A 13,410-nucleotide genomic window follows, 5' to 3' on the forward strand; every position below is an offset into this window, starting at 1 on the left:
GTTCAGGCAGCGGCATGCTGGATCAGATCGAAGCTGTTGCCATAGGGATCGGCAAACACTACGACCGTGCCGTAAACCTCATGCCGCGGCTCTTCCAGAAAGCGCACGCCGGCTGCAAGCATCGCGGCATGGTCGCGGGCGAAATCATCGGTCTTGAGGAAGAAGCCGACACGGCCGCCCGTCTGATTGCCGATCGCCGCCCGCTGCGTCTCGTTTGCGGCCTGCGCCAGCAGAAAGGCTGCCCCGTCTCCAACCATGGCTCCTCCTCTGGGCTTCACCACCACCCAGCGCTTGCCCTCCGGCTGCGGCTCGTCCTGAAGGCAGTCGAAACCGAGGGCGCCGCAATAGAAAGCCTTGGCGCGGTCGTAGTCGTCGACGACGAGGGTGACGAGGAAAAGCGACTGGATCGTCATGTCATATCTCCTGATTGAGATGTTTATTCCTGGTTGGTTCGGTAATATCCGTTATTTTAAGCCGAATTGATCAAGCGCCTTACTTACAATTGAGTATAAAATTTCACAGAAAAGCTTTTATTGAACTGAAAATCCTCGACCGCGCAGGGGCGTGCGATGGCCGCCCTGTCAACCGCCAGGAGGAACCATGCAGACCGCCAGTTTGCTCACCATGGCAGGCCTTTTCGCCCTACAATCCGCAACCAGCGCCGTCGGTCAAGACAGCAAACGGCCGGTCATTCATCTTCCCAAGCAGGAGGCACGCCTTGCCTACACGGTCCAGACCGTCAGTGTCCGCACCGGCTGTTTTCCCGCACGTCTTCAGGCGGTGCTGTCGCATATCGCCGCAAAAACCGGACGCCGGCCGATGATCACCTCCGGCCTCCGGTCGCATCCCCGCCGCCATGGCTCCCTGCATGGAAAATGCCTGGCGGCCGATATCAGGATGCCGGGCCTGTCGGAACGCTCCATCATCGCAGCCGCCAGAAGCGCGCCCGGCATCGGCGGCATCGGCACCTATTGCAACGGCATCGTCCATGTCGATGTCGGGCCGCAGAGGCGATGGGTCGATTGCTGACGTTGATCCGGGATACTACCCCTCACCCTAACCCCCAAACGGGCAGAAGGTGGCGGCAGCCGGATGGGCCGACACCGGCAATCTCTAGCCTTGTGCATCCTCTGCTGCCGCCGGCTTGCGGTTCAGATTGCGGCGGATCATGCCGAGATCGGCGCCGCCGATCAGGAAGGCGGCGGCGAAATAGACCAGCATGGAAATCGCAATCAGCAGCCCCAGCGTGCCGATCTTGGTCAGCAGCGGCGCGCCGGAGGCGAGCCACGGCGCAAAATACTGCTTGAGGAAGACGATGGCCGCCCCCATGACCGCCGCGGCGACGATCAGCAGGGCGGTGCGTTTTGCCAGCGCCCATTCCCATGTCAGATGGCCGCGGCGCAACAGCGTGGTGAACAGCAGCACGGTGCTGATCCAGCCGGCGGTGGCTTCGGCAACGGCGATGCCGGGCGCGCCCATAAAGGGAAAGAGGGTGAGTGCCGTGGCGCAGTTGGTGGCAACGGCGACCGCCGAAAAGCGCATCGGCGTCTTGGTGTCCTCGCGGGCATAGAAGCCCGGCTGCAGCGCCTTGATCAGCACGAAGGCCGGCAGGCCGATGCCGTAGATCGCCAGGATCGCGCCGACGACGGCGGTGTTTTCCTGATGGAAAGCGCCGCGCTCGTAGAGCACGCGGATGATCTCGTCGGAGAGGATCCACAGCGCGAAGGCGGCAGGGATCGTCAGGAACAGCACGAATTCGATCGAGCGGTTCTGCAGGTTTCCAGCTTCGCGCAGATTGCCGCCCTTCAGCGCCCGGGCAAGTTCCGGCAGCAGCACCACGCCGACGGCGACGCCGACGACGCCGAGCGGCAGCTGATAGATCCGATCGGCATATTGCAGCGCTGCGATCGCGCCGTCGCGGGAGGAGGCGATTGCCTGGCCGATCAGCTGGTTGATCTGCGTGATGCCGCCGGTGACCGCCGCCGGCACCGCAAGGATCAGCAGCCGCTTGACGTTCGGGGTCATCTTCGGGAAGCGGAAACCGATGCTCATGCCGGCTGCAAGCACGCCGATATAGACGACGGCGAGCTGCAGAACGCCGGCGGCAAGAACGCCCCACGACAGATACCAGGCCGTCGCAAGCGGATCGGCGCCGGTATAGAGCGCATAAAACAGCGCCCCGATCATCACCACGTTGAGGAAAACCGGCGCGATTGCGGCGGCGAAGAAATGATGCAGCGAATTCAGCATGCCGCTCATCATCGCTGTCAGCGACATGCACATCAGATAGGGAAACATCACCGCCGCCATGCGGATGGTGATCGAGAATTTGTCGGGATCGTCGGCAAAACCCGGCGCAATGACGAAGCGCACCAAAAGCGGCATGGCAAGCTCCATCACGATGGTGATGAGGAGCAGCACCGAAAACAGCACGCCGAAGACTTCTTCCGAAAACCGCTTGGCGCCCTCCGTGCCGTTCGCCTCGATCTCCTTGGCAAAAAGCGGCACGAAGGCAGCATTGAAGGCGCCCTCGGCAAACAGCCGGCGAAACAGGTTGGGGAAGCGGAAGGCGGCGTAGAAGACGTCGGCCATCGGCCCGGTGCCGAGTGCGGCCGCCATCAGCGTTTCGCGGGCGAAGCCGAAGATGCGGCTGCCGAGGGTGGCGCCGCCGACAGTTGCGAATTTCTTGACGAGGCTCATGCGTATAGGCTCATGCGTGTGGGGCTCATGCGGGCGAATCGGCTTTCTTGTCGGCTGACGGCGATGTCCGGGCGGTGGCGGCCGGCGCGATGATGCCGGAGGGCATGCGCTCGCGCAGTTCGTCTTCCTCCTCGGCCATGACGGCCTTCATCCGGGCGGTGATGTTGGCGCGCTTGCTGTCGCCGGAGATCTTCTGTCCCACAAGGTCGGTGACGTAGAAGGTGTCGATCACCTTCTCGCCAAAGGTGGTGATGCGGGCAGACTGGATGTCGAGCGACAGGTCGGAGAGCACGGCGGTGATCTCAGACAAGAGGCCCGGCCGGTCGAGGCATTCGACCTCGATGACCGTGAATTTGTTCGACAGGCTGTTGGTGATGTTGACCGACGGCGGAATGACGAAGGCCTTGCTCTTCTTGCGGTTGCGCGCCCGCGTGGCAATGACCTCGGGCAGCCGCTTGCGGCCGGACAGCACGTCCTCGATCATCCGCCCGATCGTCGCGGCCCGGCGAAGCTCGTCGGCATCGTCGGTAAATTCGCGGCTGACATGGATGGTGTCGAGCGCCCGACCGTCCGACGTCGTGAAGATCTGCGCGTCGACGATATTGGCGCCGGCCGCAGCACAGGCGCCAGCGATAACGGCAAGAAGGCGAGGATGGTCGGGTGACAGCACGGTGATTTCGGTGATCGCGTGGAAGCTGTCGGTGCGCACCGTGGTGGCGAGCGCCTGGCCTGATTTGTCGGCCTGGCGGATGAAATGGGCGTGGCGGATCTGGTCCTCAAGCGGCACGGAGAGCAGATAGGGCTGGTAGTGCAGCTTGGTATAGGTATTGCGGTCCTTCTGGCTCCAGTCGGCAAGGGCGGCATGCAGCGCCTCGGCGGCGGCGTTGGCGCGCTCCTTGCGGGAGACTTCCGAAAAACCGCCGGCCAGCAGCAGCTCGGTTTCATAATAGAGCGTGCGCAGCAGCTGGCCTTTCCAGCCGTTCCAGACGCCGGGGCCGACTGCGCGAATATCGCAGATCGTCAGGATCAGCAGCATCTTCAGCCGGTCGAGCGACTGCACCCGGTCGGCAAAATCGGTGATCGTCTTGCGGTCGGTGAGGTCGCGGGTCTGCGCCACCATCGACATGGTCAGATGTTCCTCGATCAGCCAGACGACGATTTCCGTCTGCTTCTGCGACAGGCCGAAGCGGCCGCAGAGCTTGCGGGCGACGCGGGCGCCGGCAATCGAATGATCCTCCAGGCGGCCCTTGGCGATGTCGTGCAGGAGAACTGCGACAAAAAGCGCCTCGCGGTCTTCGATGCCTGAGAACAGCTTGTTGGCGAGCGGATGCAGATCCTCGGCGCGTGCCTGATCGATCTCGGAGAGAACGTCGACGGTGCGGATCAGATGTTCGTCGACCGTATAGTGGTGATACATGTTGAACTGCATCATCGCGACGATCTTGCCGAATTCGGGGATGAAGCGGCCAAGCACGCCGGCCTCGTTCATCCGCCGCAGGATGAGCGCCGGATCGCGCTTCGACGTCAGGATCGACATGAACAGCCGGTTCGCCTCGTCGTTTTCTCTGAGCCGGTTGTCGATGAGGGCAAGCGAACGGGTGACGCGTTTCAGCGCGTCCGGATGGAATTCCAGCCCGTTGATGTCGGCGACGTGGAAGAGCCGGAGGATGCTGACGGGATCGCGCTTGAACACGTCGGCATCGGCAAGCGCGATGCGGCCGCGATCCTCGACGAATTCGACGCTGCCGGCGATCTTGCGGTTGCGATGGGTGAAGCGGCTGATGACGCCGGTCAGGCCCGGGATCGACTTCGCCTGCTGGTCTTCGAGTGCCGCGCAGAGGATGCGGGTGAGATCACCGACGTCCTTGGCGACGAGGAAATAGTGCTTCATGAACCGCTCGACGGCCGAAAGGCCCGGGCGGGTGTGGTAGCCGAAGGCTTCGGCGATCTCGCGCTGGATGTCGAAGGACAGGCGCTCCTCGGCCTTGCCTGTGAGGAAGTGCATATGGCAGCGCACCGCCCAGAGAAAATCGTCGGCTTTCTCGAGCAGGCGGTATTCGTGCTTCGACAAGACGCCGAGCTTGACCAGCTCGGCCTGGTCGCGCACGTGATAATAATATTTCGAGATCCAGAACAGCGTGTGCAGGTCGCGAAGCCCGCCCTTGCCTTCCTTGACGTTCGGCTCGACCAGATAGCGCGTATCGCCGGCCTTGCGGTGGCGCTCGTCGCGCTCGGCAAGCTTGGCGGCGATGAACTCAGGGCCGGTGCCGGTGACGATTTCCTTGTCGAAGCGGGTCTCGAGCTCGGTTTCCAGCCGCTGCAGGCCGCAGATGTAGCGCATCTCGAGGATGGCAGTGCGGATCGTCATGTCGGACTTGGAAAGCGCGATGCATTCTTCCACCGTGCGGGTGGCGTGGCCGACCTTGAAGCCCATGTCCCAGAGCACGTAGAGCATGAATTCGACCGCCTTGTGCGTCTCCTCGGTCGGTCGCGGCGGGAAGAGGAAGAGCAGGTCGATATCCGAGCCGGGCGCCAGCGTGTCGCGGCCGTAGCCGCCGACGGCGGTGACCGCGAACTTGTCCTTCTGCTGCGGAAAGATATGGGCGGTGGCGAAATTGTAGAGGACGGTGATGATCTGGTCCTGCAGCCAGGAAATCCGGTAGGCGCAATTCAGCCCACCGCCGTCGGCCATCAGTGCGGCCCGCGCCTTCTGCCGGCCTTCCGTGCTTGCTTTTTTCAGCACCGCCAGCAGGTCGGCGCGCAACACGTCCGGCCGGTTGCGGTTGGCCTCGGCAACGGCGTCGCACTGCTTCTGCAACAGCTCGACGTCGAGAATATGGGAAAAATCAAGCTCGCGCATCGCTGTCGCCGGGGCGGTTTCCTGTTCATGCCGGGCGGCCGCATCCGGGCTCGCCTCGTGTTTCGTCCGCATGCGCTATAACCCCTTTATCAGGCGATTGACACGGGCCCTCATACTGCAAGAACCTTTAAATTTGGCGAAATGGTGTTGGTCAGCCACGCGACGGCTTTCCTGAAAACTCAGGTGGTGGCCCGCGCATTCAGCAAATGCAGCACCTGCCGCGTCTCTCGCATGATCTCTTCAAGCGACTGTCTGTCGCACTCGCGATAGCCGGCCTTGGCGATCGACGTTCCGAGTTCCGAGATCATAGCGCAGCAGCGGGTAATTTTCAGCATGCCGATCGGCGACGTCCAGCCGCGCGCATTGCGGTCGGCGTCGGCGCTGCGCATCGTGTCGAGCATGGAGCAGATGAGCGAGAGGCGCTCCGTTTCGCGTATCAGCTTTTCCATGAACATCGCGTGCCGCTGCCCTATTTCAATTTTTTCTTGAGGTCGTAAAGCGCGTCCATTGCCTCGCGCGGCGTCATGTCGTCAAGGCTCATCGCCTTCAGCGTCTCCTCGACCTTGGACGGTCCGCGAGCGGTATCCTCGCGGCGCACCGCCACCTGGAAGAGCGGCAGGTCGTCGATCAGCTGGCTTGCCGGGTTCTTGCGGTCGGCATCCTCGAGGCGGGTGAGCACATCGCGGGCCCGCGTCACGACCGAGGCAGGAAGCCCGGCAAGGCGCGCGACCTGGATGCCGTAGGAGCGGTCGGCCGCCCCCGGCCCGACCTCATGCAGGAAGATGACGTCGCCGTCCCATTCCTTGACGCGCATCGTGGCGTTCGATAGCCGGCCAAGCTTTTCCGAAAGCACGGTCAGCTCATGGAAATGCGTGGCGAAGAGGCCGCGGCAGCGGTTGGCCTCGTGCAGGTGCTCGACGGAGGCCCAGGCGATCGACAGGCCGTCGAAGGTGGCGGTGCCGCGGCCGATCTCGTCGAGGATAACGAGCGAACGGTCGCTCGCCTGGTTGAGGATCGCAGCGGTCTCGACCATCTCGACCATGAAGGTGGAGCGCCCGCGCGCCAGGTCGTCGGAGGCGCCGACGCGCGAGAAAAGCCGGTCGACGATGCCGATATGGGCTGACGTCGCCGGCACGAAGGAGCCCATCTGCGCCAGGATTGAGATCAGCGCGTTCTGCCGCAGGAAGGTCGATTTGCCGCCCATGTTCGGGCCGGTCAAGAGCCAGATCGCGCCGTCCTTGTCACCTGCCTTCGGCGAGAGATCGCAATTATTGGCGACGAAGGGGCCGCCCGCCTGCCGCCGCAGCGCCTGTTCGACGACCGGATGGCGGCCGCCCTCGATGGCAAACATCTTCGAGCCGTCGACCTGCGGACGGCAATAGGCCTGCTCCTCGGCGAGAAGCGCCAGACTAGCTGCAACGTCGATGACGGCAAGCGCCCGGGCGCCGGATTTGATCGCCTCGGCTTCCGCAACCACGGCGGCCGTCATCTTCTCGAAGGCGGCGAGCTCGATCGTCAGCGCCCGGTCGGCGGCATTGGCGATGCGGCTTTCGAGATCGGCAAGTTCGGTGGTGGTGAAACGCATCGCGCTCGCCATCGTCTGGCGGTGGATGAAGCGGGCCTTGGCCTCAGCCGTGTCCGTCATCGGCGAGGCATTGCCGGCGGTCACCTCGATGAAATAGCCGAGGATGTTGTTGTGCTTGATCTTCAGCGACCGGATGCCGGTTTCCTCGGCATATTGCAGTTGCAGGCCGGCGATCACCCGGCGCGACTGGTCGCGCAGCGCCCGGACCTCGTCGAGCTCGGCGCTGGCGCCGTCGCGCAGGAAGCCGCCGTCACGCTTCAGCAGCGGCAATTCGTCGGCAAGCGTCTCGGCCAGCAGGGTTTCGAGCGCTGCGGGAAGGGCCTGCAGCCCGGACAGCGCCTGGCCAAGCTCTTCCGGCAGCATCGCACTTGCAAGCATGGCTGCCACGTCGTTCGCCGCTTGCAGGCCCTGGCGGATGGCTGAGAGATCGCGCGGGCCGCCGCGGTCGAGCGCCAGGCGGGATAGCGCGCGCGGCATGTCGGGCACATGTTTCAGCGTGTCGCGCAGATTGCCGCAGAGCGAGGGTTCGTCGATCAGGAAGCCGATCGAATCGAGCCGCGCATTGATGCGGGCGGGGTCGGTCAGCGGCGACATCAGCCGCTCGGCCAGAAGCCGCGCGCCGCCGCCGGTAACGGTGCGGTCGATCGCTTTCAGCAATGAGCCGTTGCGGTCGCCCGACAGCGTGCGGGCCAGCTCCAGGTTGGCGCGGGTGGCGGGATCGATGAACAGCGTCGACGCCGCACTTTCCCGCTCCGGCTTTCCAAGCGGCGGCCGCTCGGCGATCTGCGTCTTCTCGACATAGGCGACGGCGGCGGCCGCCGCCGCCAGTTCGGCGCGCGAGAAGGTGCCGAAGCCATCGAGCGTCGAGACACCGAAATACCGCGCGATCCGGCCTTCGGCGCTGGCGCTGTCGAAGAGCACGGCAGGCTGCGGCACCGCGGTGCGGCCGAGCACGTCGAAGACCGGCTTGAGTTCCGGATCGTGGAAGATCGTCTCCGGCAGGATCAGTTCGCGCGGATCGATGCGCAGGATATCGGCAAGCAGCCGCGAGGCTTCGGTTTCGGCCAGCCGGAAGACGCCGGTGGAAATATCGATCCAGGCAAGCGCCAGCAAGGGCTCTGCCCCGCCGCGAATGCGGGTCAGCGCCATCAGATAGTTGGATTCCGAGGGCGAAAGCAGCTTTTCCTCGGTGATCGTGCCCGGCGTGACCAGACGGACGACATCGCGCTTGACGACGGATTTGCCGCCGCGTTTTTTCGCTTCGGCGGGATCCTCGATCTGCTCGCAGACGGCGACGCGGAAACCGAGCGATATCAGCTTCTGCAGGTAATCGTCGGCCGCATGCACCGGAACGCCGCACATCGGGATATCCTGGCCCATGTGCTGGCCGCGCTTCGTCAGCGTGATGCCGAGCGCGCGTGAGGCTTCCAGCGCATCCTCGAAGAACAGCTCGTAGAAATCGCCCATGCGATAGAACAGCAGCGAACCCGGATTGTTCGCCTTGATCTCGATAAATTGCTCCATCATCGGCGTCGCCGAGGCACGGCTTTCCGCCGTGGCAAGCTCGGCAGCCGAAAAGGCTTCATTCTCTGTGTCTATTCGTGCGTTCACGGAGGTGCAGTTTTTCCCAAAAAAACAGGTGCCAACCCTATCCGCGCGCCGCTATAGATGACAACAGCATTTGAGGAAGAGCGAAGCGTCGCCCACAGGACGTTGGAGGATTTATGCCCGATATCGATAAGAAAGACCGGCCGGCGACATCAGTTACCGACCAGGAGGCGCTCGATTTTCACGCCACGGGCCGGCCCGGCAAACTGGAAGTCGTCCCGACCAAGCCGATGGCGACCCAGCGCGACCTGTCGCTTGCCTATTCGCCGGGTGTCGCCGTGCCCGTCAAGGCGATCGCCGCCGATCCGCAGACGGCTTACGATTATACCGCCCGCGGCAATATGGTCGCCGTCATTTCCAACGGCACGGCGATCCTCGGTCTCGGCAATCTCGGCGCGCTGGCCTCCAAGCCCGTCATGGAAGGCAAGGCGGTGCTGTTCAAGCGCTTCGCCGACGTCGATTCGATCGACCTCGAAATCGATACGGAAAATGTCGACGAGTTCATCAACTGCGTGCGCTTCCTCGGTCCCTCCTTCGGCGGCATCAATCTCGAGGATATCAAGGCGCCGGATTGTTTCGTCATCGAAAGCCGGCTGCGCGAGCTGATGGATATTCCCGTCTTCCACGACGACCAGCACGGAACGGCGATCATCGCCGCCGCCGGCCTGATCAACGCGCTGGAACTGACCGGCCGCGACCTGAAGACGACCAAGCTCGTCTGCAACGGCGCCGGTGCTGCGGCGATCGCCTGTATCGAGCTCATCAAGGCGATGGGCTTTGCGCCGGAGAATATCATTCTCTGCGACACCAAGGGCGTCATCTATCAGGGTCGCACCGAGGGCATGAACCAGTGGAAATCGGCGCATGCGGCAAAGACCGATACGCGCACGCTTGAGGAGGCGATGGACGGCGCCGATGTCGTTTTCGGCCTGTCGCAGAAGGGCGCCTTCTCGGCCGAAATGATCCGCTCGATGGCGGATCGGCCGATCATCTTCGCCATGGCCAATCCCGATCCCGAAATCACCCCGGAGGAGGTGGCCCGCATCCGCGACGACGCCATCATGGCGACCGGCCGCTCGGACTACCCGAACCAGGTCAACAACGTCCTCGGCTTTCCCTATATCTTCCGCGGCGCCCTCGACGTCCGCGCCTCGACGATCAACGACGCGATGAAGATCGCCGCCGTCAAGGCACTGGCAAATCTTGCCCGCGAGGATGTGCCGGATGACGTGGTTGCCGCCTATCAGGGCAACCGGCCGCGCTTCGGCTCGCAATACATCATCCCGGTTCCTTTCGACCCGCGGCTGATCTCGGCGATCCCGGTCGCGGTCGCGGAGGCGGCGATCGAAACCGGCGTCGCCCGCAAGGTCATCACCGACATGGCGGGTTATGCCCGCGAGCTGTCGGCGCGCCGCGATCCGATCGCCTCGACGCTTGCCAGCCTCTATGAGCGGGTGCGCCGCCGCCCGAAGCGGATCGTCTTTGCCGAGGCCGAGGAAGAACAGGTCCTGCGCGCAGCACTCTCTTACGCCAACCAGCAGCTCGGCACCGCCATTCTGCTCGGCCGTGAGGACCTGATCCGATCGACGGCCGAACGCGCCGGCATCGATCTCAACCGGCCGGGGCTGGAAATCGTCAATGCTCGTATTTCCACCCGGGTCGAGGCCTATATCGACTATCTCTATGCCAGGCTGCAGCGGCACGGTTATCTGCACCGCGACGTCCAGCGGTTGATCCACAACGACCGCAACCACTTCGCCGCCACCATGGTGGCGCTCGGCGATGCCGACGGCATGGTGACGGGCATCACCCGCAACTATTCCACCGCGCTGGAGGATGTGCGCCGCTGCATCGATGAAAAGCCTGGCCACCGCGTCATCGGTGTCTCGCTGGCGCTCTGCCGCGGCCGCACGGTCTTCGTGGCCGATACCGCGGTGCATGACATGCCGACGGCCGAGCAGCTTGCCGATATCGCCGAGGAGGCCGCCGGTCTGGCGCGGCGCATGGGTTATCAGCCGCGCGTCGCCATGCTTGCCTATTCCACCTTCGGCCATCCCTCCGGCGAACGCTCCGAGCGGGTGCGCGAGGCGGTGAAGATCCTCGATAAGCGCCGCGTCGATTTCGAATATGACGGTGAAATGGCCGCCGATGTCGCACTGAACCGCAAGGTGATGGAGCAATATCCCTTCTGCCGCCTCTCCGGTCCCGCCAACGTGCTCGTCATGCCGGCTTTCCACTCGGCCTCGATCTCGACCAAGATGCTGCAGGAACTCGGCGGCTCGACGGTGATCGGCCCGATCCTCGTCGGTCTCGACAAGCCGGTGCAGATTACCTCGATGGGCGCCAAGGACAGCGACATCGTCAACATGGCGGCGATCGCCGCCTATGGCGCGGGTTCGTAAACTCTCTGCCTTCTGTGAGACGCATTTCGTGCCCGGCCGACAGCACCTCGGCCGGGCACGGCTTTTTGTGGCTTACGCACCCAGGAGACGGTTGAAAGGGTTCATCCGATAAGTCATACTTTTGATGCGATAACCTTATACGCGGGGCATAATTTTAATATTTCATCAGCCGTTTGGGTTCCCATGCCGGAAAATGCATCCGCCAATTTCAGCCCCCGATTTCAGGGGGCTACTTTCGACGACATGGTCGAGGCTCTTACCAAGGGGTTCGGTTCGTTCGACGCATGGCGCCATGGTCGAGAGAAACCCCTCGACTGGAAGGTCGGGTTTTGGGGTGATGAGAGGTTGTCGCTGGTCAGCAATCAGGATTCCGGCGGCTGGGGTGCAAGAACGGGACAGGGAACGCCGGAAACTCTGGCCATCGTCGTTCCGCGCACCGGTGCTCTCGCCGTAACCTTTGGTCGGACTGTGGCCGAAGCAACACCCGGGCGGCTGTTGTTGATGAACAATATTGAGCCGGAACGGGTTTCCGTGAGGGCAGCACCGCACCGCTCGGACACACTCAGTCTGAGCTGGACGATCCTGGCGCAGACCGTCGCCTCCGTCTTGGAGACCCCGCTGATCGGGTCATTGGACTTGGTGCCGGTCGTTGATCGTTCCACGGCAGCGGGACAGTTGATCGGCAATCTAGCCCAAACGATGATCATCGGCATGCGCAACAACGGCCCGCTGCTTCACTCGCCGATTGCCATGCTGAACCTGATGCAGATGTTTGCCGATCTGGTGGTGCGCACGATTCCTCATCGGCTCTCGCATCTTCTTGACAAGAAAATCCACCTGATCGCGCCGCGGCACGTCCGTCGGGCAATTGAATTTATGCATGCGAACATCGCACAGCCGTTGACAATGCAGAGTGTCGCGGAGGCGGCAGGCATTTCCATTCGCGCTCTGGAAGTCGGCTTTCGCGCCTTCAAGGGAACCACGCCGTCGGCCTACCTCAGGACGGTCCGCCTGCAAGCGGTCCGGGAGGATCTGCGCGATCCTTCAAACCGGCAGCCGTTGCGGGACATCTGCTTGAAGTGGGGGTTCTTTCACCTCGGCCGTTTTGCGGCAACCTATCGGGCGGCGTATGGCGAGAACCCGTCGGACACGCGAAGGCGATTCGAGATATGAAGGCGCGCCATCAGCGAGCCTAAAGCGCGTCGCGATCTTTCAGTTCTAATGCATGTCGCCCGGAAGTGTGCAGCGGTTCCGGGATAACGACATGCATCGAAACAAAGAGCTTTAGCTCGCGAAGCGGCCGGCGTCGGCGCCGTAATAATTCAGGTAGCGGTCGGAAATGCTGGAGATCGGCAGCACGATCAGCACGTCGGTCGTGTTGAAGGCGTGATCGACGACGGCGCTGGAGCCGACCATCGCGCCGAGGCGCATGTAACCCTTGATCAGCGGCGGCAGCGCCATCAGCGCCCGCTTCGGGTTGACGGCCTCGACCGGCATCAGGTCCATGTTGCGGGCGAGATGCGGCAATGCGCTGACGGCCCATTCGTTCTTCGCCAGCACATTATGGTAGAGGAAAGACAGCGCCAGCGCATGGCTTTCCAGATAGACGCCGGGGAACGAAGCGCAGCCGAACATGGCGCTGACGCCGTGCTTCAGCGCATAGGCCCAGTTGCCCTGCCACAGAAGCTCGACGGTGCGTTTGGTGCGGTATTCCGGCAGCACGCAGGAACGGCCGAGTTCCATGAAGCGCTTATCCGGATGTTTGGCGAGGAGGCCCTCGATCTCGAATTCGGAAGCCGAGTAAAAACCGCCATTGGCGATGGCGACATCCTGGCGCAGCAGCCGGTAGGTGCCGACGATCTGGTCTTCCGGGTCACCCTCGATCGTGCGGTCGAGAACGAGAAGATGGTCGCAGAAGGCGTCATAAGCATCGACATCGCGCTGGCGGCGCATGGCCTCCAGCGGCAGTTGCGCCTTCATTTCGTCGACGAAAACGCGGTAGCGCACGGCCTGGGCGGCATCGATCTCGCGCGCCGTGCGGGCAAGCCGGGTTTCCAGATTGCCGATGCGGCCGAGGATGTCGCCGTCCTTCTGCGCAGCCGCCGTCGAGGGCGGTGCAGCCTCGGTGGTGTCACGATTCAGGATGTCGATGGCGGACATGGCGATTCTCCCGTTGCCGGCTTATCGACGCCATAAAACACTTCTCTGCGACAGGAAAGTGACATATTGAATTTGTGAACGCAAGAAGCATGCCG

At 63.1% G+C, this 13,410-nt stretch carries 9 protein-coding genes; 3 read left to right on the forward strand and 6 right to left on the reverse strand.

The window, feature by feature from the left end; translation table 11 throughout:
• Nucleotides 1-2: 2 nt before the first annotated feature.
• Nucleotides 3-413: a VOC family protein gene (locus FHX14_RS07500; protein ID WP_184376728.1), complete on the reverse strand. Its 411-nt coding sequence runs from the start codon at nucleotides 411-413 to the stop codon at nucleotides 3-5.
• Between the two features lie 187 nt (nucleotides 414-600).
• On the opposite strand from FHX14_RS07500, the gene FHX14_RS07505 reads away from it, so the two are divergent.
• The gene (locus FHX14_RS07505) at nucleotides 601-1,029 is read left to right on the forward strand and encodes a D-Ala-D-Ala carboxypeptidase family metallohydrolase (RefSeq protein WP_184376729.1); all 429 of its coding nucleotides are present in this window, start codon (nucleotides 601-603) and stop codon (nucleotides 1,027-1,029) included.
• An 84-nt stretch (nucleotides 1,030-1,113) separates the two neighbouring features.
• Here the strand turns inward: FHX14_RS07505 and murJ are convergent, their stop codons facing one another.
• The 4 genes from murJ to mutS all read right to left on the reverse strand — a co-directional run bounded on the left by murJ (nucleotide 1,114) and on the right by mutS (nucleotide 8,756).
• A complete protein-coding gene (gene murJ / locus FHX14_RS07510; RefSeq protein WP_054182033.1) occupies nucleotides 1,114-2,700 on the reverse strand; it encodes a murein biosynthesis integral membrane protein MurJ in 1,587 nt (528 codons plus the stop codon).
• A 25-nt stretch (nucleotides 2,701-2,725) separates the two neighbouring features.
• Nucleotides 2,726-5,632: a [protein-PII] uridylyltransferase gene (locus FHX14_RS07515; protein WP_184376730.1), complete on the reverse strand. Its 2,907-nt coding sequence runs from the start codon at nucleotides 5,630-5,632 to the stop codon at nucleotides 2,726-2,728.
• 107 nt (nucleotides 5,633-5,739) lie between these two features.
• Nucleotides 5,740-6,015, reverse strand: coding sequence for a hypothetical protein (locus tag FHX14_RS07520; protein WP_184376731.1), 276 nt, complete (start codon nucleotides 6,013-6,015; stop codon nucleotides 5,740-5,742).
• Nucleotides 6,016-6,029: 14 nt separating this feature from the next.
• Complete coding sequence (gene mutS, locus FHX14_RS07525) at nucleotides 6,030-8,756, reverse strand: DNA mismatch repair protein MutS (protein ID WP_184376732.1); 2,727 nt, start codon at nucleotides 8,754-8,756, stop codon at nucleotides 6,030-6,032.
• A gap of 113 nt (nucleotides 8,757-8,869) precedes the next feature.
• Between mutS and FHX14_RS07530 the strand changes: the two genes are divergently transcribed.
• Nucleotides 8,870-11,155 (forward strand): NADP-dependent malic enzyme, encoded by a 2,286-nt coding sequence (locus FHX14_RS07530; RefSeq protein ID WP_003588976.1) that lies wholly within the window; start codon nucleotides 8,870-8,872, stop codon nucleotides 11,153-11,155.
• 183 nt (nucleotides 11,156-11,338) lie between these two features.
• Nucleotides 11,339-12,328: a helix-turn-helix transcriptional regulator gene (locus tag FHX14_RS07535; RefSeq protein WP_184376733.1), complete on the forward strand. Its 990-nt coding sequence runs from the start codon at nucleotides 11,339-11,341 to the stop codon at nucleotides 12,326-12,328.
• 111 nt (nucleotides 12,329-12,439) lie between these two features.
• On the opposite strand, the gene FHX14_RS07540 is transcribed toward FHX14_RS07535, so the two are convergent.
• Nucleotides 12,440-13,315: a GNAT family N-acetyltransferase gene (locus tag FHX14_RS07540; protein WP_184376734.1), complete on the reverse strand. Its 876-nt coding sequence runs from the start codon at nucleotides 13,313-13,315 to the stop codon at nucleotides 12,440-12,442.
• Nucleotides 13,316-13,410 lie beyond the last annotated feature (95 nt).

The sequence above is a fragment of the Rhizobium sp. BK619 genome (assembly GCF_014195245.1).
Taxonomy (GTDB): domain Bacteria; phylum Pseudomonadota; class Alphaproteobacteria; order Rhizobiales; family Rhizobiaceae; genus Rhizobium; species Rhizobium acidisoli.

Bases quoted from the DNA above. Each gene is read 5' to 3' on its own strand.
- FHX14_RS07500 (WP_184376728.1), bottom strand. From the start codon at position 413: ATGACGATCCAGTCGCTTTTCCTCGTCACCCTCGTCGTCGACGACTAC.
- FHX14_RS07505 (WP_184376729.1), top strand. From the start codon at position 601: ATGCAGACCGCCAGTTTGCTCACCATGGCAGGCCTTTTCGCCCTACAA.
- murJ (WP_054182033.1), bottom strand. From the start codon at position 2,700: ATGAGCCTCGTCAAGAAATTCGCAACTGTCGGCGGCGCCACCCTCGGC.
- FHX14_RS07515 (WP_184376730.1), bottom strand. From the start codon at position 5,632: ATGCGGACGAAACACGAGGCGAGCCCGGATGCGGCCGCCCGGCATGAA.
- FHX14_RS07520 (WP_184376731.1), bottom strand. From the start codon at position 6,015: ATGTTCATGGAAAAGCTGATACGCGAAACGGAGCGCCTCTCGCTCATC.
- FHX14_RS07530 (WP_003588976.1), top strand. From the start codon at position 8,870: ATGCCCGATATCGATAAGAAAGACCGGCCGGCGACATCAGTTACCGAC.
- FHX14_RS07535 (WP_184376733.1), top strand. From the start codon at position 11,339: ATGCCGGAAAATGCATCCGCCAATTTCAGCCCCCGATTTCAGGGGGCT.
- FHX14_RS07540 (WP_184376734.1), bottom strand. From the start codon at position 13,315: ATGTCCGCCATCGACATCCTGAATCGTGACACCACCGAGGCTGCACCG.